This is a genomic window from Paracoccaceae bacterium Fryx2 (assembly GCA_032334235.1).
Classification (GTDB): domain Bacteria; phylum Pseudomonadota; class Alphaproteobacteria; order Rhodobacterales; family Rhodobacteraceae; genus JAVSGI01.
Genome location: JAVSGI010000005.1, coordinates 1,151,162 through 1,170,840, shown reverse-complemented (window position 1 = coordinate 1,170,840; position 19,679 = coordinate 1,151,162). Strand labels below are relative to the sequence as shown.

General features: G+C 66.5%; 17 protein-coding genes, 3 pseudogenes and 1 other annotated feature. Of the genes and pseudogenes, 13 read left to right on the top strand and 7 right to left on the bottom strand.

Annotated features, from left to right (window positions below; translation table 11 throughout):
• Positions 1-222: 222 nt before the first annotated feature.
• The gene (locus tag RNZ50_14785) at positions 223-543 is read right to left on the bottom strand and encodes a helix-turn-helix transcriptional regulator (protein MDT8856262.1); all 321 of its coding nucleotides are present in this window, start codon (positions 541-543) and stop codon (positions 223-225) included.
• A gap of 160 nt (positions 544-703) precedes the next feature.
• Here RNZ50_14785 and RNZ50_14780 point away from each other — a divergent pair, with 160 nt between their 5' ends.
• A complete protein-coding gene (locus tag RNZ50_14780; protein ID MDT8856261.1) occupies positions 704-1,930 on the top strand; it encodes a hypothetical protein in 1,227 nt (408 codons plus the stop codon).
• A gap of 188 nt (positions 1,931-2,118) precedes the next feature.
• Here the strand turns inward: RNZ50_14780 and RNZ50_14775 are convergent.
• Positions 2,119-2,697 (bottom strand): annotated as a pseudogene (locus tag RNZ50_14775) (transposase).
• Between the two features lie 50 nt (positions 2,698-2,747).
• Here RNZ50_14775 and RNZ50_14770 point away from each other — a divergent pair.
• A protein-coding gene (locus tag RNZ50_14770) for an IS3 family transposase (GenBank protein MDT8856260.1) occupies positions 2,748-3,991 on the top strand; the annotation gives its coding sequence in 2 pieces (ribosomal slippage) (positions 2,748-3,051 and positions 3,051-3,991; 1,245 coding nt in all).
• Positions 3,044-3,160 (top strand) — a sequence feature (AL1L pseudoknot). (Overlaps the previous gene by 117 nt.)
• 40 nt (positions 3,992-4,031) lie before the next feature.
• On the opposite strand, the pseudogene RNZ50_14765 reads toward RNZ50_14770, so the two are convergent.
• Positions 4,032-4,686 (bottom strand): annotated as a pseudogene (locus tag RNZ50_14765) (transposase).
• A gap of 369 nt (positions 4,687-5,055) precedes the next feature.
• On the opposite strand from RNZ50_14765, the pseudogene RNZ50_14760 reads away from it, so the two are divergent.
• The 3 genes and pseudogenes from RNZ50_14760 to dusA all read left to right on the top strand — a co-directional run bounded on the left by RNZ50_14760 (position 5,056) and on the right by dusA (position 7,954).
• A pseudogene (locus RNZ50_14760) lies at positions 5,056-6,283 on the top strand (IS256 family transposase).
• 66 nt (positions 6,284-6,349) lie between these two features.
• Positions 6,350-6,877 (top strand): hypothetical protein, encoded by a 528-nt coding sequence (locus tag RNZ50_14755; protein ID MDT8856259.1) that lies wholly within the window; start codon positions 6,350-6,352, stop codon positions 6,875-6,877.
• Between the two features lie 87 nt (positions 6,878-6,964).
• Positions 6,965-7,954, top strand: coding sequence for a tRNA dihydrouridine(20/20a) synthase DusA (gene dusA / locus RNZ50_14750; GenBank protein MDT8856258.1), 990 nt, complete (start codon positions 6,965-6,967; stop codon positions 7,952-7,954).
• Here dusA and RNZ50_14745 read toward each other — a convergent pair.
• Positions 7,951-9,024 carry a saccharopine dehydrogenase C-terminal domain-containing protein gene (locus RNZ50_14745; GenBank protein ID MDT8856257.1) on the bottom strand — a complete coding sequence of 358 codons (1,074 nt, stop codon included), beginning with the start codon at positions 9,022-9,024 and terminating at the stop codon, positions 7,951-7,953. The two genes, dusA and RNZ50_14745, sit on opposite strands and share 4 nt — an antisense overlap.
• 295 nt (positions 9,025-9,319) lie before the next feature.
• Here RNZ50_14745 and RNZ50_14740 point away from each other — a divergent pair, with 295 nt between their 5' ends.
• Complete coding sequence (locus RNZ50_14740) at positions 9,320-10,138, top strand: sulfite exporter TauE/SafE family protein (protein ID MDT8856256.1); 819 nt, start codon at positions 9,320-9,322, stop codon at positions 10,136-10,138.
• 138 nt (positions 10,139-10,276) lie between these two features.
• Here the strand turns inward: RNZ50_14740 and RNZ50_14735 are convergent, their stop codons facing one another.
• Genes RNZ50_14735 through ccmI form a run of 3 tightly spaced genes read right to left on the bottom strand, consistent with a single transcriptional unit; the run spans position 10,277 to position 12,233 of the window.
• A complete protein-coding gene (locus tag RNZ50_14735; GenBank protein MDT8856255.1) occupies positions 10,277-10,507 on the bottom strand; it encodes a DUF1289 domain-containing protein in 231 nt (76 codons plus the stop codon).
• Entirely contained in the window at positions 10,504-10,938 is a 435-nt protein-coding gene (ruvX, locus tag RNZ50_14730) for a Holliday junction resolvase RuvX (GenBank protein MDT8856254.1), read from the bottom strand. Before ruvX ends, RNZ50_14735 begins: the two co-directional genes overlap by 4 nt.
• A gap of 44 nt (positions 10,939-10,982) precedes the next feature.
• On the bottom strand, positions 10,983-12,233 hold the full coding sequence (gene ccmI, locus RNZ50_14725) for a c-type cytochrome biogenesis protein CcmI (protein ID MDT8856253.1): 1,251 nt from the start codon (positions 12,231-12,233) through the stop codon (positions 10,983-10,985).
• A 207-nt stretch (positions 12,234-12,440) separates the two neighbouring features.
• Here ccmI and RNZ50_14720 point away from each other — a divergent pair, with 207 nt between their 5' ends.
• The 7 genes from RNZ50_14720 to RNZ50_14690 all read left to right on the top strand — a co-directional run bounded on the left by RNZ50_14720 (position 12,441) and on the right by RNZ50_14690 (position 19,628).
• A complete protein-coding gene (locus RNZ50_14720) occupies positions 12,441-13,688 on the top strand; it encodes a sarcosine oxidase subunit beta family protein (GenBank protein ID MDT8856252.1) in 1,248 nt (415 codons plus the stop codon).
• A 121-nt stretch (positions 13,689-13,809) separates the two neighbouring features.
• Complete coding sequence (locus tag RNZ50_14715; GenBank protein ID MDT8856251.1) at positions 13,810-14,322, top strand: hypothetical protein; 513 nt, start codon at positions 13,810-13,812, stop codon at positions 14,320-14,322.
• Positions 14,323-14,376: 54 nt separating this feature from the next.
• Positions 14,377-14,697, top strand: coding sequence for a sarcosine oxidase subunit delta (locus RNZ50_14710; GenBank protein ID MDT8856250.1), 321 nt, complete (start codon positions 14,377-14,379; stop codon positions 14,695-14,697).
• The gene (locus RNZ50_14705) at positions 14,697-17,717 is read left to right on the top strand and encodes a sarcosine oxidase subunit alpha family protein (GenBank protein MDT8856249.1); all 3,021 of its coding nucleotides are present in this window, start codon (positions 14,697-14,699) and stop codon (positions 17,715-17,717) included. The genes RNZ50_14710 and RNZ50_14705 overlap by 1 nt, the downstream gene beginning before the upstream one ends.
• Positions 17,710-18,267, top strand: coding sequence for a sarcosine oxidase subunit gamma family protein (locus RNZ50_14700; GenBank protein ID MDT8856248.1), 558 nt, complete (start codon positions 17,710-17,712; stop codon positions 18,265-18,267). Before RNZ50_14705 ends, RNZ50_14700 begins: the two co-directional genes overlap by 8 nt.
• Before the next feature lie 184 nt (positions 18,268-18,451).
• Positions 18,452-19,051: a superoxide dismutase gene (locus tag RNZ50_14695; protein MDT8856247.1), complete on the top strand. Its 600-nt coding sequence runs from the start codon at positions 18,452-18,454 to the stop codon at positions 19,049-19,051.
• Positions 19,052-19,181: 130 nt separating this feature from the next.
• Positions 19,182-19,628, top strand: a complete 447-nt coding sequence (locus RNZ50_14690) for a host attachment family protein (protein ID MDT8856246.1) — start codon at positions 19,182-19,184, stop codon at positions 19,626-19,628.
• The last annotated feature ends 51 nt before the right edge of the window (positions 19,629-19,679 follow it).

Genomic DNA, 19,679 nt, shown 5'->3' with positions numbered 1-19,679 from the left:
CGCCTGATCCACCCGGGCGTGGCATCAACATGCCTTCGACGCCCTTGGACAAATTTAGTCCGCCGACCATCGTGATCGGAGCGTCAGGAAAGACCTGCCGCGAGAAGTCCTGCGCCAGCGCCGCCACATCGATCGGAAACCTCGGCAGCCCGTGCGTGTTCTGAACGGCCGAAAGAATCTGGGTCAGGCGGATCGCCCACCCCTTGGGCGTCGCAGGCAGACTCAATCCTTTTTCCCCCACATGTCGATCATCTGGTTGATCTTGGCCTGATCGTCGGGGTCGAGCTTGCTGAACTTGCGGAAGAAAGCCTCCTTCAACACCTCGTCGCCGGGCTCTTCACTGTCATCGAGGAGGTAATCGGTCGTGACATCGAGAGCTTGGGCGATTCGGGTCAGCTTCTCGCCTGACGGTTTGCGCGTATCGCGGTTCTCCAGTTCCCAGATGTAGCTCTTGCTCGAGTCGGTAAGCTCGGCGAGCTTGTCGAGGGAGAATCCCTTTTCCTGACGGTGGCGCTTGATCTTGGCGCCGAGGGACGTGGTCATCGTTCCATCCTTGATTTCCTTGGTTTCAGGAAGCGCGTTCGGTATGCCGAACAAAAACGTGCGGCGCAAGTAGACTCGACGGCTCGTTCGATATATATCGAACGCAAGCGTATCGCGCTGTGCTGATTCCTATCTCCTCCCGGCCAAGAAAGGGCCCCGTATGACCGCCATCGCCGCCTTCCTCCGTAAGACCCCCGTCACCCGTTTGCAGGATTACTTCGCTGCCGGTGGGTTCACCTCTCTTTCGCCCATCGACTGGACCAAGCCCGAGTCGGACGTCGTCGAGCCGCTGATCAAGGCCGTGGACGGCATGTCCGACGACGAAAAGCAGCGGGTGGTCCTCGATGCCGGCCGTGTCGCGGCTCTCGCTGATGAACCGGGGCAGAACGCCCTGCTGAACGTCGTGCAGAACCGCGCTGTCTTCGACACGCTGGAGGGAGCCAACAATCGCTCGCTGTGGGTTTTTCTGAAGGAGCCTGATCGGTTCCGCCTGGCGGAAGAGGTGCGCTACAACGACGAGCGGCGCCGGACGCGATCCTGGAGCGGGTTTGGTGTTGATGCCGAGCTGGAGGTGAAGAAGGATCCGATCTCGCTCGCGGCGTTTACGGCGGCAATCCGCGCGCGGTTTGAAACGCCCAACGTCCATGTCGACATCTTCGACCGCCACCGGGTGATCCTCGAGGGTGAAGAATGTGAGCTCGTCCAGGTCGCGGTCTACCGGGAAGGACGCCCTGAGGACATGCTGGGCTTCGATTCCAACAGCACATTGTCGCGCCGGATCGTGAAACCGGTCTTCGAGGCTGCCCTCACCTACGAGGCCGCAACCGGCGCGATCGAGGTCGTGGCCAAGACCCGTGAAGACCGGATCGATCTCACCCGCTTTATGGCACGCGATCTGCTGGGCATTACCCTTACGGAGGAGCAGACGCTGCCGCTGCGCGAATACGACCTCAGCATGCTGTTCCGGCCTTTCGACTTCCCGGCCGACCCTGCCGATGGGATCGAAAGCGTGACGGTCAAGGAATTGCGCCTGATGGATCTCGGGGATTCGAAGGAACGCATCACGCTCGAATCCATGTTGGGCGCCGACCGGACGATCTGGCAGAAGGCGGAACACCGGATCGGACTGGACATCGGAGGCGGTGCCCATGTTTTCGGTCACGCAGGCGACGTGCCGGAATGGGTGGTTACCCGCGCGCGCTTCACCATCAGATTTCATCCCGGCCCTGCGGGCGGTCGCGGCAAATCTCTGGCCCTGACCGTCACGATGCCGCATGGCTGCAACCTCAAGGACATGACGCCGCAAGAGCGCCTGATCGGCGAGAAGTACCTGCGCCTCTGGGGCATCCTGAAAGACGACAATGACCAAGGCGACGTCCTTGAGTAAGCGGGCGATCGACCTCCTGCTGCGGGCCATGGAAGCCCGCAGCCCGTCTCTGCAAGCATCGACGCTGCACCAGGTTTCGCGCCGCGCGACCGACATGCTGCTCGAGGCCAAACTGCTGGTGGGGTCATGTCGCGAATGCTGTGGAAATTCCCTGGCGGCTCACTCCGGGCATGTGAAGGTTCAGTTTTTCAAGCTGCGAGGTCAAGAGGTATCGGGTCGAGGGGCTGGGAAAGCGTCTCCCAGCCGTCGACCTTGCGCATCTGGATCTGGCCGGATGCCAGCAGCGCCCAGAGCAGTATCGGCACGGTCTCGGCGCAGGGCAGCACGGTCTGGGTCTTGACGCGGCGGCGGAACTCCTCGTTCAGCCGTTCGATGGCGTTGGTGGTCCGGGCCGACTTCCATTGCGAGGGATCGAGGCGGGTGAAGCTGAAGAGCCGGTCCCCTGCTTCTTCAAGGCTGTCGGCAACGGCCTTGCACTTGAGCTGCCACTTGCGCAGGAATGCCTTGCGGCGGGTCTCGATCCCGGCGGCGGTGTCGGCGCAGATCATGTCCCGGTAGTCCTCGGTCAGCTCGTCGTGCAGGTGCCTGGGCGCGTGCGCCAGCAGGTTGCGGTGCTTGTGGACCGTGCAGCGCTGGATCGGCAGAGCCTCGCCCCACAGCGCGACCAGAGCGGCTTCCAATCCGGGGGCGCCGTCAACAATGACGAACTCGGGCCGCTTCAGACCGCGGGCATCAAGGTCGTCGAGGAACTGGCGCCAGGCAGATGTGAACCGCCCCGGGTTTACCGGAGGGCAAAACTCTCGGAGAATTGCCCGTTATGGAACAGACCTCAAAGAAGAAGACCTCGAAGCCGTATTCACCTGAGTTCCGCGAGCGTGCGGTGCGGCTGGCGATGGAACACCGCGATGATTATCAGAGCGAGGCTGCGGCGCTGACGGCGATTGCAGGTAAATTGGGCTGTTCGACGGACAGCCTTCGCGTCTGGATGCGACAGGTCCAGCGCGATGGTGGCGAACGGCCGGGACCTACCAGCGCTGAGATCGCGCGGATCAAAGAGCTTGAGCGCGAGAACCGGGAACTGCGGCAAGCGAACGAGATTCTGCGCAAAGCTTCAGCGTATTTTGCCCAGGCGGAGCTCGACCGCCCGTTTCGCAAATGACTGCTTTCATTGAGGAAAGCCGAGAGGCATTCGGGGTCGAGCCGATCTGCAGGGCACTGCAGTTTGCCCCTTCCACCTTTTATGACCGGCGGGCGATCATGCGTGATCCTGACCGGGCCTCGGCCCGGGCCAAATCGGATGCCGCCCTGAGCCTCAAGATCGACGCGGCCTGGGATGCCAACCGCAAGCTCTATGGCGCGCGGAAGATCTGGCATGTTTTGCGACGGCAGGGTGAAGACGCCGCCCGCTGCACCGTGGAACGATTGATGCGCCATCTGGGCATCAGGGGCGTGGTCCGTGGCAAGAAGGTCATCACGACCAATCCTGACACGTCTCTGCCTTGCCCGGACGACAAGGTGAACCGGCTGTTCATGGCGGATCGGCCGAACAAGCTGTGGGTTTCAGATTTCACCTATGTGCCCACATGGTCCGGCACCGTCTACGTGGCCTTCGTCATCGACGTCTTTGCACGTCGTATTGTCGGTTGGCGCGTCTCGACATCGATGAAGACCCAGTTTGTGCTCGACGCGCTGGAGCAAGCGATCTGGCAAAGAAAGACGCCGGATAACAAGAGCTTGGTCCACCATTCGGACCGCGGATCACAATACCTGTCGATCAAATACACCGAACGCCTGGCCAAGGCCGAGATCGACCTTTCCGTTGGAACAGTTGGCGATGCCTATGACAACGCCTTGGCTGAATGCGTCATCGGCCTGTTCAAGACAGAGGTCATCAACCAGATCGGCCCCTGGAAATCAATGCGCGAGGTCGAATGGGAAACGCTGAAATGGATCGATTGGTATAACAACCGCCGCCTGCTTGGCCCAATCGGATACATCCCACCCGCAGAAGCAGAGGAGGCGTTCTATGCAAACCTGAACTCACTCGATATGGTCGCGTAGTCATTGAACAAACCACCCTCCGGTAAACCCGGGGCGGTTCAGATGTGCTCTCTCCGCCCATGTTCTTGATGGATAACAATACCTTCTGCCCGTCGCGGCGGATGCCGATCGCCGCCAGCACCGAGATGTTGGTGGCCTTCCGGTCCAGCCGGGTCCGGATCACGGTGCCGTCGAGGATCAGCCGGACGATGTCCTCTTCGGCCAGGCTGCGGGCCGACCAGGCATCCCAGTCCACCTTCACCTTGCGCCAGGCCCGGCTGACCACATCCTTGCTGACGGCGCCCTCGAACAGCCCGAACAGCGCCCGCTTGACGCGCCGGGTGTTGGTCCCGGCAAGATAGACCGCCGCGATCAGCGCCTCGGCCTTCTTCGTCAGCCGCTGGTAGCGCGGCAGCGCCTTCGAGCGCCATTCCTTCAGCCTTGCCGTCCTCGTCCTCGACCCGGGCGCGGGGCACGCGCACCGTTTCGGTGCCGAAGGTGCCGGTCAGCTGCCGCTCGCGGTGCCCGTGGCGATAGCCCTTCGCCTTCTCGTCGCCGCGACCGTAGCGCATGCGGCCGAGAAACTCGGCCAGTTCCTCTTCAAACATGGTCTCGATGGTCGCGCGGACGCTTGCCCGCAGGCGCTCCTCGATCGGGTCATACCCGGTCGTGTCGGGCAGTAGCGAAAAGGCCGAGCTGTCGGTAATGTCGTTCATGGCGTGATCTCCCTGGCGGTTGGCGCCGCCGGCTGGGTGGGTTTCAGTTCACCCGGAGATTACGCCGCCTTCAAATTTCCACCACTCCCGCGACACCACCGAAGACGGGCATGCCCGTCTGGAGGGCAGCCCCACCGGCTTGAGTGATTTCGGGGAAGGTGCTGGTCGCTGCGGGTTGGTAAGCCGGGTTCCTCTGCCGTCAAACGGAGGATCCGGGTTGGCCTACAAACCCATCAACGACCAGCAAGTGAGATTATACATGTCCGACCGGAGGTGTCGCGGGAGTGGTGGAAATTTGAAGGCGGCGTAATCTCCGGGTGAACTGAAACCCACCCAGCCGGCGGCGCCAACCGCCAGGGAGATCACGCCATGAACGACATTACCGACAGCTCGGCCTTTTCGCTACTGCCCGACACGACCGGGTATGACCCGATCGAGGAGCGCCTGCGGGCAAGCGTCCGCGCGACCATCGAGACCATGTTTGAAGAGGAACTGGCCGAGTTTCTCGGCCGCATGCGCTACGGTCGCGGCGACGAGAAGGCGAAGGGCTATCGCCACGGGCACCGCGAGCGGCAGCTGACCGGCACCTTCGGCACCGAAACGGTGCGCGTGCCCCGCGCCCGGGTCGAGGACGAGGACGGCAAGGCTGAAGGAATGGCGCTCGAAGGCGCTGCCGCGCTACCAGCGGCTGACGAAGAAGGCCGAGGCGCTGATCGCGGCGGTCTATCTTGCCGGGACCAACACCCGGCGCGTCAAGCGGGCGCTGTTCGGGCTGTTCGAGGGCGCCGTCAGCAAGGATGTGGTCAGCCGGGCCTGGCGCAAGGTGAAGGTGGATTGGGATGCCTGGTCGGCCCGCAGCCTGGCCGACGAGGACATCGTCCGGCTGATCCTCGACGGCACCGTGATCCGGACCCGGCTGGACCGGAAGGCCACCAACATCTCGGTGCTGGCGGCGATCGGCATCCGCCGCGACGGGCAGAAGGTATTGTTATCCATCAAGAACATGGGCGGAGAGAGCACATCTGCCTGGCGCCAGTTCCTCGACGACCTTGATGCCCGCGGTCTGAAGCGGCCCGAGTTCGTCATTGTTGACGGCGCCCCCGGATTGGAAGCCGCTCTGGTCGCGCTGTGGGGCGAGGCTCTGCCGATCCAGCGCTGCACGGTCCACAAGCACCGCAACCTGCTGGCGCACGCGCCCAGGCACCTGCACGACGAGCTGACCGAGGACTACCGGGACATGATCTGCGCCGACACCGCCGCCGGGATCGAGACCCGCCGCAAGGCATTCCTGCGCAAGTGGCAGCTCAAGTGCAAGGCCGTTGCCGACAGCCTTGAAGAAGCAGGGGACCGGCTCTTCAGCTTCACCCGCCTCGACCCGTCGCAATGGAAGTCGGCCCGGACCACCAACGCCATCGAACGGCTGAACGAGGAGTTCCGTCGCCGCGTCAAGACCCAGACCGCACTGCCCTGCGCCGAGACCGTGCCGATGCTGCTCTGGGCGCTGCTGGCTTCCGGGCAGATCCAGATGCGCAAGGTCGACGGCTGGGAGACGCTTTCCCAGCCCCTCGACCCGATGCCTCTTGACGCAGCCGCCTGAGAAACCGAACCTTCACATGCCCGGACCACACCGCCAGGGAATTTCCACAGCATTCGCGACACGACCTTGCCCATCTCGCGAGCATTTCTCTACCGAACCGCAGAGGGCAAAGATCGTCGCTCCGTTCGCAGACACGAAGACAACCCCAAGCAGAGCGTCAGGGCCTGGATCGGCTGTCAAAGTAACCGACGCCCCTTCGCTGCGGGCAATCCCGACGCCCGCATCTTCGGGGTCACGGCGACGCCGAACCGGGGCGACAAGAAGGGTCTGCGCGAAGTTTTCGACAATGTCGCCGACCAGGTGCGGCTGCGGATCGGCACGCTGGATCCAGTAGAACTCAGCCGGATCGGCAACCCGTTCGAGGGAGCAGCGACGGCTGCCGGCGCTGCCGCAGCGGATGCCTTTTCGGCCGCGCTGTCCCGGACCTACCTCGAGCCACCCGACCTCGGGCTTGGCGCGATGGCAGCGGTGCGCGTCTTCGCGGCGGAGAAACGTCTCGCTCGCGTAGCGGCCCTTTCGTCTGATCTGGACCCGGTATGCACCGGAGGGGAGTTTGGTGATGGAGGCCATTTTCGTGCGCTGTATGTGCAATGAGTCGTCGCAGAGGGGCGAATTCGGGGATATCAGGGCGTAGTCCAGCGTAGCGACAACCGCCGCCAACAGTTTGAAGAAACAAGAAGAATGCTGATAAATCAAAATGCTAGATTAGCCGTGGCCCCGATGATGGACTGGACAGACCGGCATTGCCGCCAATTCCACCGCCTGATGACGCGCCGCGCCATGCTTTACACCGAGATGGTCACCGCCCCGGCGGTGCTGCACGGGCCGCGCGACCGGCTGCTGGGGTATGGGCAGGCCGAGCATCCCGTGGCGCTGCAACTCGGCGGGTCTGACCCGGCCGAACTCGCGGCGGCGGTGCGGGCGGCGGTGCCATTTGGCTATGACGAGATCAACCTGAACGTCGGCTGCCCCTCCGACCGGGTGCAGTCGGGCTGTTTCGGCGCGGTGCTGATGGAACGCCCGCAACTGGTGGCCGATTGCGTCTCGGCGATGCAGGCCGAAAGCCCGGTGCCGGTGACGGTGAAATGCCGGATCGGTGTTGACGATCAGGTGCCCGAGGACGTGCTGCCCGCCTTTCTGGAAGCCGTCTCGGCGGCGGGTGTCGGGCATTTCATCATCCACGCGCGCAAGGCATGGCTGCAAGGGCTCAGCCCCAAGGAAAACCGCGAGGTGCCGCCGCTGGACTATCCGCTGGTGCTGGCGATGAAGCGGCAGTTCCCGCATCTGACGATCTGCATCAACGGCGGCGTGGCCAACCTTGCGCAGGCGCGGGGGTTGCTGGAACAGGGGCTGGACGGGGTGATGATCGGGCGCGCCGCCTATCACGACCCCTGCGCCACCCTGATCGGGGCCGATGCGCTGTGGGGCGACCCGCCGGGGCGCGACGCGCATCAGGTGGTGGCCGACATGCACCCCTACATCGCGGCGCATCTGACGCAGGGCGGGCGGCTGCACCAGGTCACCCGGCACATGCTGGGCCTGTTCGCGGGCCGCCCCGGCGCGCGCGGCTGGCGCCGGGTGCTGTCGGAAGGGGCGGCCCGTCCCGGGGCGGGGCTGGAAACGCTCGATGCCGCCCTGGCCGAGATCGACCGCGCCCCGGCACCTGCCTAGCGTCCGCGATGGCCGGTGGCGAAAAATCCGCCGGTCCGGGTTGCGAGATAGGGCGCCAGCGCGATGTCCTCCTGCTTCAGGAAGCCCTGCTGCGGCAGCGCCCCGTCGCGCACCATCTCGATCACCGCCACCACCGAGGCCGAGGTGGTCCAGGCAATCGCCGTCCTTGATTTGCCGCCGATCTCGATCGGGTAATAGGCCCGCACGAACTCGTGCCGCCGGAGCGCGCCGTCCGTCCAGCCCTCGGCCGCGACATGCACATAGACCACGTCCGCATCCACCGGCGGCTTGGCGTGGGTAAGGATGCGCCCGGCCTCGGCCCTGCTCTCGCGCATCAAGAGCTCGTGGAAGAAGAAGTTCATCAGCTGCACATGGCCGGGATAGCGCATCGTCTTGTAATCCAGGTTCTCGATCCGGTCGGCATAGGTCTCGCACATCGTGCCCAAGCCTCCCGAGGTGGTGAAGGCTTCCAGCTTGACCCCGTCGACATAGATGGTCTCGATCCACTCCATCGCCGAGACCGATTTCAGCACGCCCTCCTCGATCACCTCGCAATCGTTCAGGTATTCGTTCACCACGCCCTCGGGCGACCAGTTGAACGCATAGCCCAAGAGGCCGGTGGGGTTCTGCGGCAGCGCCCCCACCCGCAACCGGATCGAGCGCACCCGGTCGAACTGCGCCGCGAGGTCGGCGCCGACGATGCCGACAAACCCGGGGGCCAGCCCGCATTGCGGCGCCATCAGGCCCTTCGAGGTCGCGGACAGCGCGCGGATGTGCCGGGTGGTCGGCACGTCCTCGGTCAGGTCGAAATAGTGCAGCCCCAGCGCATGTGCCGCCGAGGCCACGCCCTTGTTCAGCGCATAGGGCAGGCAGGACAGCACCGCCTGCTGCCCCGCCAGCACGCCCTGCAACCCGGCCGCGTCGCCCAGATCGGCCACGCGGGTGGCGAAGGGGGCGGCCGTGGCGCGCGAGTCGATCCCGGTCACCTCGAAGCCCGCCCCGGCCAGCAACTCCGCCGCCAGATGGCCCACCTTGCCAAGGCCCAGAACGGCCACCTTGCTGAATGACATATGATTTCCTTTTCCTGCCCCGCGGTGCGTTTCCCGCCGCGTCCTTTCGTTGGTAGCCCGCCGCTCTGGCGGCGCAAACCGGCAGGACGCCCGGTTTTCCCGCGATTCCCGGTCATTTCGCCCGCCGCCCCGGCGCGTATTGCCACAGTGTCCATCCGCCGCGCATCCATGCCCGGAGGGCGCGCAAGCATCTGGCCCGCGCCGGGAATCCGCCATCGGGCCCGACCCGGGCCGCTCTGGCAAAGGGCCCGCGCGCGGGATATGTCGGGCGCGACTCATCCGAAAGGCCGCCGCCATGCCCGAACTCCAGCTGCTGCTGCCGATGCTTGCCATGCTGCTGGCGATCGGCGCCTTTGCCGGGGTGATCGCCGGGCTGCTGGGCGTGGGCGGCGGCCTTGTGCTGGTGCCCGCGTTCTTCTTCGCCTTCGAGTCGCTGGGCTATGGCGGCCCCTACCTGATGCAGATCTGCCTGGCCACTTCGCTCGCCACCATCGTCGTCACCTCGGTGCGCTCGGTGCTGGGGCATCACCGCAAGGCCTCGGTCGACTGGGAGGTGCTGCGGCGCTGGGGGCCGGTGGTGGCGATGGGCGCCGTGGGGGGGGTGCTGCTGGCGTCCTCGCTGAAATCGGTGGCCCTGCAGGCGATCTTCGGTGTGCTGGCGCTGCTGGTCGGGCTTTACATGGCCTTCGGAAAGCCGGGTTGGCGGCTGGGGCGTGCCATGCCCGAAGGCCCGGCGCGCTGGGGCCTGGGCGGGGCGCTGGGGTTCTTCTCGGCGCTGATGGGCATCGGCGGCGGCACCTTCGGCGTGCCGCTGATGAGCCTTTACAGTATTCCGATCCATCGCGCCGTGGCCACGGCGGCAGGTTTCGGGTTGGTGATCGCGGTGCCCGCGGTGCTGGGCTTCCTGCTGCTCGATATTGCCGCGGCGCCACCCTGGACGGTCGGCGCGGTGAACCTGCCCGCCTTCCTCGTGATCATCGCGATGACGCTGCTGACCACGCCGCTGGGCGTGAAACTTGCCCATGCGATGAACCCCGCACCGCTGAAGCGTGCCTTCGCGGTCTTCGTGATCGTGGTGGCGCTGAACATGCTACGCAAGGTGGCGGGCTGGTAGGGAAGACCTTCTTGCCTTCGGCGAGGATATTTGGGCAAAGATGAAAGCCGCAGACAGACCCGCTCTTCCCCTTATTCTGTTCTCAAATATCCCCGCCGGAGGCACCCGCCCGCAGGTCCGGGTGCGTTGGTGGCAGGTTCAGCGTTCCAGCCGCCCGGCGCGGCCGCCGCGACGTTTCGCAAGGCGGGGGGCGCGGGCGGGAAGTTCCGCCATGATCGCGGCCCGGGCCTCGTGGGTCAGGCTGGACCAGGCGGTGATTTCCTCGATGCTGCGCAGGCAGCCGACGCAGAGCCGTTCCTCGGGATGCACGACGCAAAGCTTGACGCAGGGCGACTGGATCTCGTCGCGGTGCCAGATGTCGTCCTTCACTCGGCGCTCCTTCGAATATGCGCCAGACGGTCCAGCACACCCTGCAATATATAGCTGGCCGCTACGTGGTCGATCACCTCTTTGCGACGTTTTCGCGATGTATCCGCCTCCAGCAGCGCCCGTTCTGCGGCGACGGTCGACAGCCGCTCGTCCCAGAAGCCGATCGGCAGCGGCGTCAGCCGCGCGAGGTTGCGCGCGAAGGCCCGCGTCGCCTGGGCGCGCGGGCCTTCCGAGCCGTCCATGTTGCGCGGCAGCCCGAGGATCAGCCCGGCGATACGGCGCTCTTCCACGATCTTCAGCAGCGCGGCGGCGTCATCGGTGAACTTCACCCGGCGGATGGTCAGCAGCGGGGTGGCAACGCTGCGCGTCAGGTCCGACACCGCGACGCCGATGGTCTTTTCACCGAAATCCAGCCCCGCGATGGCGCGCATCGGGGCGATCAGCGTGCCGAAATCCTCGATGCTGTCGTGCAGGTTCACTCGGCCACCCCGGCCTGCACCGCAGCGGCGCGCACGGCGGCCAGATCGTTTGGCTGCGCGGCAAAGCGGGTCTGCGCCTCGGCCCAGATGGCGCGGGCGCGGTCGGTCTGGCCCAGCACCCCGAGCGCGCCGATCAGGCGGGCCCATTCGGCGGCGGTGCCGCCCTCCGAGGCAAGCCGGGCGCTCAGCTGTTCGACCATGCCTGCGATCATCGCGCCGCGGTCGGCTTCCGACATCGCCCCGGCCGCATCCACGGCGGCGGCATCCGGGCCGGGCAGGGCGGTCGCACCCCGTGCGGACGGCACCTGATAGTCAACACCGGCCGCGGCGGCCAGTTGCCCGATCTGGGCGCGCAGCGGTGCCACCCAGGGCGCGTCGGGGGCGCTGTCTTCCAGCAGCGGCCGCCAGATGCGGAAGGCAAGGTCGGGACGGCCGGTCTGGGCGAGCATCATCCCCGAATAATACAGGGCCGTGCCGTTCCGCGGATTGCGGCGCAGCGCCTCGGTCAGCGCCGCCTCGGCCTCGGGCGAGACATAGCCCGCCGCGGCCAGGATCATCAGTTCAGCCAGCGCCGCGTGATCCTCGGCGCTGGATTGCGGGTCTTTCAGCGCGATCACCTGTGCCATCGCCTTGTGAGCTGCGACAAAGTTGCCAAGCCCCGCCTCGTTGCGGGCCAGCAGTTCCTGCCCCTGCAGATCAGCAGGGCGCGCCGTCACGGCCGCACGCAGCTTTTCCATCAGGGCCGCGAAATCCGGGTCGGGTGTGACGGCGGCAGGGGGCTGGGGCGCCTCGGCCTCCGCTTCGGCCTGGCTGGGCCGGGTGGCGCGCAGCTCTTCTGCCATGGCGATGCGGGATTGCAGCGGCATGTCGGGATAGCCCGGCGCGCCCAGCCGGTTGTAGCCCAGAAACGCGCCCCCGATCGCCAGCAGCACCAGCACCACGACGCCAAGCCCGCCCCGGCCCGGCCCGGTGGCGGCATCGCCCGTGCCCAGCACGCGGTCCGCCTCCAGCACCCGGCGCGAGATTTCGGTGCGCAGGCGGGCCGCATCGTCGGTGCCGATCACGCCGCGCGCCAGATCGCGGTCGATCTCGGACAGCTGGTCGCGGTAAACGCGCAGGTCATAGGCGGCGGGCGACAGGCCGGTGCCGCGCGCCCGCAGCAGCGTGAGCACCAGGATCAGCCCGACCCCCAGCGCCATCGCCCCGGCGAGGCCCCAGAAAACCCACTCTTCAAAGCCCGTTGCCATGTTGCCTCCTGCGCACAGCCCCTCATGTAATGCGGCGGGCGCCGCTGCAAAAGGGCGAAAACGGCGCATGATCCGGCGGGCCCGGCAGTCGGTGCCGTTCTCTGCGCCCGCGATGTCGCATTTTTCCCGATTGTGCCGCTTGTGGCGGCGGTTCAAACTCCGCCCCGTTCCAGAAGGCTGGGACGGCCCGTGCCCAAGGAGTGCCCGATGAAACGCTATTCGGTCTTTGCAATCGCCCGCGAGGCGCTGCGTTCCCATCAGGGCTGGGAAAGGGCCTGGGCCTCGCCCGAGCCGAAGGCGTCTTACGACGTGGTGATCGTGGGGGCGGGCGGGCACGGGCTGGCCACCGCCTATTACCTTGGCAAGAATCACGGCATCACCAACGTCGCCGTGATCGAGAAGGGCTGGCTCGGCGGCGGCAACACCGGGCGCAACACCACCATCATCCGGTCGAATTACCTTCAGGACCCTTCGGCCGCGATCTACGAAAAGGCGCGCAGCCTTTATGAAACGCTCAGCCAGGAACTGAACTACAACGTCATGTTCTCCCCGCGCGGGTTGCTGATGCTGGCGCAGACCCATCACGAGGTGCGCGGCTACCTGCGCACCGTCCATGCCAACCTGCTGCAAGGCGTTGAAACCTCGTGGATCACGCCCGAGCGGGTCAAGGATCTGGTGCCGATCATCAACATCGACGGCCCGCGCTATCCGGTGCTGGGCGCGCTCTACCAGGCGCGCGGCGGCACGGCGCGGCATGACGCGGTGGCGTGGGGTTACGCGCGGGCCTGCAGCGCCATGGGGATGCACATCATCCAGCAGTGCGAGGTCACCGGCGTGCGATCCCATGCCGGGCAGGTGACCGGGGTCGAAACCTCGCGCGGCTTCATCGGCTGCGCCAAGATGGGCATCGTGGTGGCGGGCCATTCAGGCCAGGTGGCCGACATGGCGGGTTTCCGCCTGCCGGTCGAGGCGGTGGCGCTGCAGGCGCTGGTGTCGGAGCCGATCAAGCCCTGCATGGATGTCGTGGTGATGGCCAACACCGTGCACGGCTACATGAGCCAGTCCGACAAGGGCGAGATGGTGATCGGCGGCGGCACCGACGGTTTCAACAACTTCACCCAGCGCGGCAGCTTCCACCACATCGAGGAGACGCTGCGCGCCCTGATCGAAACCTTCCCGATGATTTCGCGGCTGAAAATGCTGCGGCAATGGGGCGGGATTGTCGACATGACCGGCGACCGCTCGCCCATCATCTCGAAAACCCCGCTCGGCAACTGCTTCATCAATTGCGGCTGGGGCACGGGGGGCTTCAAGGCGATTCCCGGCTCGGGCTGGGCGATGGCCGACCTGATGGCGCGCGGCGAACCCGGGCCGCTGGCCGCCGCCTTCGGGATGGACCGCTTCCGCGAAGGCCGCTTCATCGACGAATCCGTGGCCGCCGGGGTGGCCCACTGATGCCGTGGCGCCTGCAACTGGCGGGGCGCGGGACGGGACCCTTTGTCGCTCCACGCGGATTTGCGTTGACCATTCGGCAGCGCACGTTATCCCCTAGAGAAAATGTGATGGAGTATGCCCCATGGGTCCCCTGCCTGACGAACCGCTCACCCCTGAAGACGACGCAGCCGCCAGCGGTTCTGCCCACAGAGGCAAGGCCGGACGGAAGGGCAAGCACGGCCAGGCGCACGCCCCGGTTGCTGCCCCGGCCCCGGTTGCTGCCCCGGCCGCCGCACCCGCCCCGGCCGCCGCACCGGTTGTCGCCGCCGCACCGGCCGCCACAGCCCCTGCCGCTCCTGCTGTTGCGGCCCCTGCCGCAGCAGCAGCCGTCACGTCAGCCCCGGTCGCCGCTGAACCGCAAGCCCCGGTTGCGCCAGCCGCGCCCGTCGCTGCGGCCAAACCCGCCAAGCCGGATCACGATCTGGTCGATACCATCGTCATCTCGGCCAAGCTTGACCGCAAGTCGGCGGGTTATGTCGGCTTTGCCGCCGGGGTCGTGGTGCAGCTGGCCCTGCTCGGCCTTGTCGCCGCCTCCTATACCGGCGGGCTGTCCGATGGCCCGGTCGCGGCGGTGGTCCAACCCTCGACCAACTGACGCAGCCCGCACCGCGCCCGTCAGCCCCCCTTACAAGCTGACCGGAGCACGCGCATGTTGATCCTTGAATGCCCTTATTGCGGCGTCAAAGCCGACGAAACCGAACTGACCCCGGGCTACGAAGCGCATCTCAAGCGCTTCGGCCCGGGTGCTTCGGATGACGATTTCGAAGCCTACATGTTCGCGCGCAAGAACCCCAAGGGCGTGCATTTCGAGCGCTGGCGGCATGCCTATGGCTGCGGCAAGTGGTTCCTCGCCGCGCGCTGCACCGCCACGCTGGAGGTGTTCGGCACCTACCCCGCGCAGACCGCCGCCCCGCCACCCGATCTGGTGGCCCGCATCAAGGCCCGCCGCCCGGCATGGGAGGGGTTCTGATGAGCACCCGTCTTTCCGCTGGCGGCCGCCTGATCGACCGCAACACCGCGCAGGAATTCACCTTCAACGGCAAGCGGTTGCGCGGCTTCGCCGGTGACACGCTGGCCTCGGCCCTGCTTGCCAACGATCAGGTCATGGTCGGGCGCAGCTTCAAGTATCACCGCCCGCGCGGCATCGTCGCCGCGGGGCCGGAGGAGCCGAACGCGCTGGTCAACCTCGGGCACGGGGCGCGGCTGGAGCCGAACCAGCGCGCCACCACGACCGAGCTTTTCGCCGGGTTGCAGGCCGCCAGCCAGAACCACTGGCCCAGCCTTGATTTCGACATCGGCGTGCTGAACAACTATGCCGCGCGGCTGCTGCCTGCGGGGTTCTACTACAAGACTTTCATCCACCCGCGCGCTTTCTGGAAGCATGTGTTCGAACCCATCGTGCGCCAGTCGGCCGGGCTTGGCCGCGCGCCCAAGGACCGCGACGCCGACCGCTACGAACAGGTCTATGCGTTCTGCGACGTGCTGGTGGTCGGCGGCGGCATCGCGGGGCTTCAGGCGGCGCTGCTGGCCGGGCGGGCGGGGCTGCGCGTCATGCTGCTGGAACAGACCGCCCACTGGGGCGGCCGCGCCCCGGTCGACGGGGTGAGGATTGACGGCAAGACCGCGGACGACTGGGTGAAGGATGCCGTGCAAGCCCTTGCGAACATGGAAAATGTCACCCTGCGGCTGCGCACAGCCGGGGCAGGGGTCTATGACCACGGCTATGTGCTGGCCGATGAACGCGTGGCCGATCACACCCCCGGCGACGGGCGGCCCAGGCACCGGCTGTGGCGCATCCGGGCCGGGCGCATCCTGACCGCCACGGGCGCCATCGAACGCCCGCTTTCCTTCGCGGGCAACGACGTTCCGGGCGTGATGCTGGCCGCTGCGATGCGCGACTATGTGGTGAACTTCGCGGTCTCGCCCGGCGACCGCACGGTGGTTGTGACCAACAATGACGACGCCTATCTGACCGCCATCGCGCTGCATCAGGCGGGACTGGCGGTGCCGGTGATCGTCGATGCCCGGACCGAGGCGAATGGCCCGCTGCCGCAGGCGGCGCGCGCGCTGGGCATCCGGGTCGAAACCGGCCGCGCCATCGCCAAGGTCAAAGGCGGCAAACGGGTGATCGGCGTCGCCCTCTGCCTGCAAGCCGGCGAAGGCGCCGTGATGGAGGAGGTGCCGTGCGAGGCCGTCGCCATGTCGGGCGGCTGGTCGCCGGTCGTGCATCTGTGGAGCCACTGCGGCGGCAAGCTGACGTGGGACGCCGACCGTTCCGCCTTCCGCCCCGACCCCGACCGCCCGCCGCTGACCCATGACGGCTCGGCGCTGGTGATTGCCGCCGGGACGGCCAATGGCGCGCTGGACGCGGGCGAGGTGATGGCAGACGCCACCGCCGCCGCCCGCCGCGCCATCGCCGCCGCAGGCTTGGCAGTGCCGGACATGGCCGACCCGTCTGCATCGGATGCATACGGGAATCATGGCGGAAACATACCCGGCATCTGGGTGATGCCGCAGGGGGCGGGCCTCGCGCTGCGCGCCAAGATGTGGCTCGACTACCAGAACGACGTCAAGGTTTCCGACGTGCAGCTTGCCGCCCGCGAGGGTTACGAAAGCGTCGAACATACCAAGCGCTACACCACGCTCGGCATGGCGACAGATCAGGGAAAGCTTAGCAACATCAACGGTCTGGCGGTGCTTGCTCAGGCTTTGAATGAAGACATTCCGCAGGTCGGCACCACCACCTTCCGCCCGCCCTACACGCCGGTGACGCTCGGCGCGCTGGCAGGCGAGGCGCGCGGCGAGATCTTCCAGCCGCTGCGCCGCACGCCGATGCACGAATGGCATGAGAAATCAGCGGCTTACTTTGAACCCGTCGGGTTGTGGCGCAGGCCCTACTGCTATCCCCGCGCCGGGGAAAACCACGAACAGGCGGTCCACCGCGAGGTGCTGAACACCCGCGCGGCGCTGGGTCTGCTCGACGCCTCGACCCTTGGCAAGATCATCGTCAAGGGCCCGGATGCCGGCCGTTTCCTCGATATGCTGTATACCGGCGTGATGAGCACGCTGCCGGTGGGCAAGTGCCGCTACGGCCTGATGTGCAACGAGAACGGCTTCCTGTCGGATGACGGCGTGGTGGCACGCCTGGCCGACGACACCTGGCTTTGCCACACCACGTCGGGCGGCGCAGACCGGATCCATGCCCATATGGAAGACTGGCTGCAATGCGAATGGTGGGACTGGCAGGTCTACGTCGCCAATGTCACCGAGCAGTTCGCGCAGGTGGCAATCGTCGGCCCCAACGCACGGAAATTGCTGGAAAAACTGGGCGGCATGGATGTCTCGAAAACGGCCTTGCCGTTCATGCACTGGGCCGACGGCACCCTTGGCGGTTTTGCGGTGCGGGTGTTCCGCATCAGCTTTTCGGGCGAGCTTTCCTATGAAATCGCCATCCCCGCCGGTCAGGGCCGCGCCTTCTGGGATGCCTGCGTCGAGGCCGGGGCCGAGTTCGGCCTGATGCCCTACGGCACCGAGGCGCTGCATGTGATGCGGGCCGAAAAGGGCTTCATCATGATCGGTGACGAAACCGACGGCACGGTGATCCCGCAGGATCTGGGGCTGGGCTGGGCGATTTCCAAGAAGAAGGCCGACTACCTCGGCAAGCGCGGGCAGGAGCGGGTGCATCTGACCGACCCGGAGCGGTGGAAACTCGTGGGACTGGAAACACTTGACGGCTCGGTGATCCCCGATGGCGCCTATGCCGTGGCGCCGGGGGTCAATGCCAACGGGCAGCGCAATACCGAAGGCCGGGTGACCTCGACCTACCATTCGCCAACCCTGAAGCGCGGAATCGCGATGGGGCTGGTGCGGCGCGGGCCGGAGCGTATGGGCGAGACGGTGACGTTCCCCAAGGTCGGCGGCGGTTCCGTCACGGCACGGATCGTGGACCCGGTGTTCTTCGACAAGGAAGGGGCGAAGCAGGATGTCTGACCCGGTATCGGCGCTGCAGGACGCGCGTTTCGACGGCTTTGCCCGGATCAGCGAAATCGGGCCGCTGGGCATGATTTCCCTGCGCTGCAAGCGCGATGCGCCGGGGCTGGCGGCGGCGGTGCAGGCGGCGGTGGGGCTGGCGCTGCCCGGACCGCGCGCCATCGTGCAGGACGGCGGGCGGTCGGCGGGCTGGATGTCGCCGGACGAATACCTGCTGCTGTTGCCCCATGCAGAGGTGCCGGGCGCGCTGGAAAGGCTTAGCAAAACGCTGGCCGGGGTGCATCATCTGGCGGTCGATGTGTCCGACGCGCGGTCTGTGTTCCGCATCAAGGGGCCGTTGGCCGATCAGGTGGTGATGAAGCTCTGCCCGGTCGATCTGGCGACGCTGCCCGCAGGCGAATTGCGCCGCAGCCGCGCGGCGCAGGTTGCCTGTGCCTTGTGGCGCGAGGGCGACGGCATCACGCTGGTCGCGTTCCGCTCGGTCGCGGGCTATGTGATGGGGCTTTTGTCCCACGCCGCGCAGCCGGGGTCGGAACTCTGGCCGGGGTGACGGCGTTGGCTTGCGCTGGCCGGTGAGGGAGGGGGGCTTTGCGCCCCCCGCCTGCGGCCCCCCCGCAGGATATTTGCGCCAAGATGAAATGCGGACGGGCGCAAAAGGCGGGCGGACACTTGACCTTGCGGGCATGGCGCTTCTAAGTCCATGCAGGATGTTTCACACGCGAAAGGATATCACCATGGCCTTCACCCTTCCGGATCTGCCCTATGCCCACGATGCGCTGGCGTCGCTTGGCATGTCGAAGGAGACGCTGGAATATCACCATGACCTGCACCACAAGGCCTATGTCGACAACGGCAACAAGCTGATCGCGGGCACCGAGTGGGAAGCGAAGTCGGTCGAGGAAATCGTGGTCGGCACCTATGCCGCGGGCGCCGTGGCGCAGAACGGCATCTTCAACAACGCCTCGCAGCACTGGAACCACGCGCTGTTCTGGGAGGTGATTGGGCCGAAGGGCGCCGCGATGCCGGGTGAGCTTGAGAAGGCGCTGGTCGAGGGCTTCGGGTCGGTACAGAAGTTCAAGGACGATTTCGCCGCCGCCGGGGCCGGGCAGTTCGGCTCGGGCTGGGCCTGGCTCGTCAAGGACAAGGACGGCGCGCTTAAGGTCACCAAGACCGAGAACGGCGTGAACCCGCTGTGCTTCGGGCAGACCGCGCTCCTGGGCTGCGACGTGTGGGAACATTCCTACTACATCGACTTCCGCAACAAGCGCCCGGCGTACCTGACCAACTTCCTGGAAAAGCTGGTGAACTGGGAAGCGGTCGCTGCCCGCATGTGATTTTCGCATGGCGAGACAGGGGCCCGCCCGGACAGCCGGGCGGGCCTTTTTGCTGGTGCGGCTGGAAATCGGTCCTGCGGCTTGCCATCTTTGCCGGGGCGGAAGCGCCCGGGAAGCAATGGAGGACGGTATGGCGATGCTGACATCGAAGACCTGGATCATGGTGGCCGACGGCGAGCGGGCAATGATTCTTGAGAATGCCGGCGATACCCGCGACGTCGTGCTGCGCCAGAGAAAGGCGTTGACGGCTGCGGCGGTCGTCGGGGCATCGGACCGGCCGGGCCGGATGGCCGACAACGGACCCAATCAGCGCTCGGCCATGGAACAGCCCGATTTCGCAAGGCTGGCGGCCGATGGGCTGGCGGCGGATGTGGTGGCGCACCTGCTGGAGCAGGTCGGCAAGGCCGGTTTCGAGCAGTTGGTGCTGATCGCGCCGCCGCAGGTGCTGGGGGCGGTGCGCGACCGGCTTCCGCCCGCGCTGCAGGCCGTGGTGGTGGCCGAGATTCCCAAGACGCTGACCAAGCACCCGCTGCCGAAGATCGCCGACATCGTGGTCGAGGCGCTGGCGGTGGCCTGAAGCGCCGCAGCACGCCGGCCGCGTTCCGTGCCACAGGCGCAACAACGCGGG

Excerpts from the sequence above, each read along its gene's own strand:
- RNZ50_14785 (MDT8856262.1), bottom strand. The coding sequence starts at position 543 with ATGACCACGTCCCTCGGCGCCAAGATCAAGCGCCACCGTCAGGAAAAG.
- RNZ50_14780 (MDT8856261.1), top strand. The coding sequence starts at position 704 with ATGACCGCCATCGCCGCCTTCCTCCGTAAGACCCCCGTCACCCGTTTG.
- dusA (MDT8856258.1), top strand. The coding sequence starts at position 6,965 with ATGCTGATAAATCAAAATGCTAGATTAGCCGTGGCCCCGATGATGGAC.
- RNZ50_14745 (MDT8856257.1), bottom strand. The coding sequence starts at position 9,024 with ATGTCATTCAGCAAGGTGGCCGTTCTGGGCCTTGGCAAGGTGGGCCAT.
- RNZ50_14740 (MDT8856256.1), top strand. The coding sequence starts at position 9,320 with ATGCCCGAACTCCAGCTGCTGCTGCCGATGCTTGCCATGCTGCTGGCG.
- ruvX (MDT8856254.1), bottom strand. The coding sequence starts at position 10,938 with ATGCGCGCCATCGCGGGGCTGGATTTCGGTGAAAAGACCATCGGCGTC.
- ccmI (MDT8856253.1), bottom strand. The coding sequence starts at position 12,233 with ATGGCAACGGGCTTTGAAGAGTGGGTTTTCTGGGGCCTCGCCGGGGCG.
- RNZ50_14720 (MDT8856252.1), top strand. The coding sequence starts at position 12,441 with ATGAAACGCTATTCGGTCTTTGCAATCGCCCGCGAGGCGCTGCGTTCC.
- RNZ50_14715 (MDT8856251.1), top strand. The coding sequence starts at position 13,810 with ATGGGTCCCCTGCCTGACGAACCGCTCACCCCTGAAGACGACGCAGCC.
- RNZ50_14710 (MDT8856250.1), top strand. The coding sequence starts at position 14,377 with ATGTTGATCCTTGAATGCCCTTATTGCGGCGTCAAAGCCGACGAAACC.
- RNZ50_14705 (MDT8856249.1), top strand. The coding sequence starts at position 14,697 with ATGAGCACCCGTCTTTCCGCTGGCGGCCGCCTGATCGACCGCAACACC.
- RNZ50_14700 (MDT8856248.1), top strand. The coding sequence starts at position 17,710 with ATGTCTGACCCGGTATCGGCGCTGCAGGACGCGCGTTTCGACGGCTTT.
- RNZ50_14695 (MDT8856247.1), top strand. The coding sequence starts at position 18,452 with ATGGCCTTCACCCTTCCGGATCTGCCCTATGCCCACGATGCGCTGGCG.
- RNZ50_14690 (MDT8856246.1), top strand. The coding sequence starts at position 19,182 with ATGGCGATGCTGACATCGAAGACCTGGATCATGGTGGCCGACGGCGAG.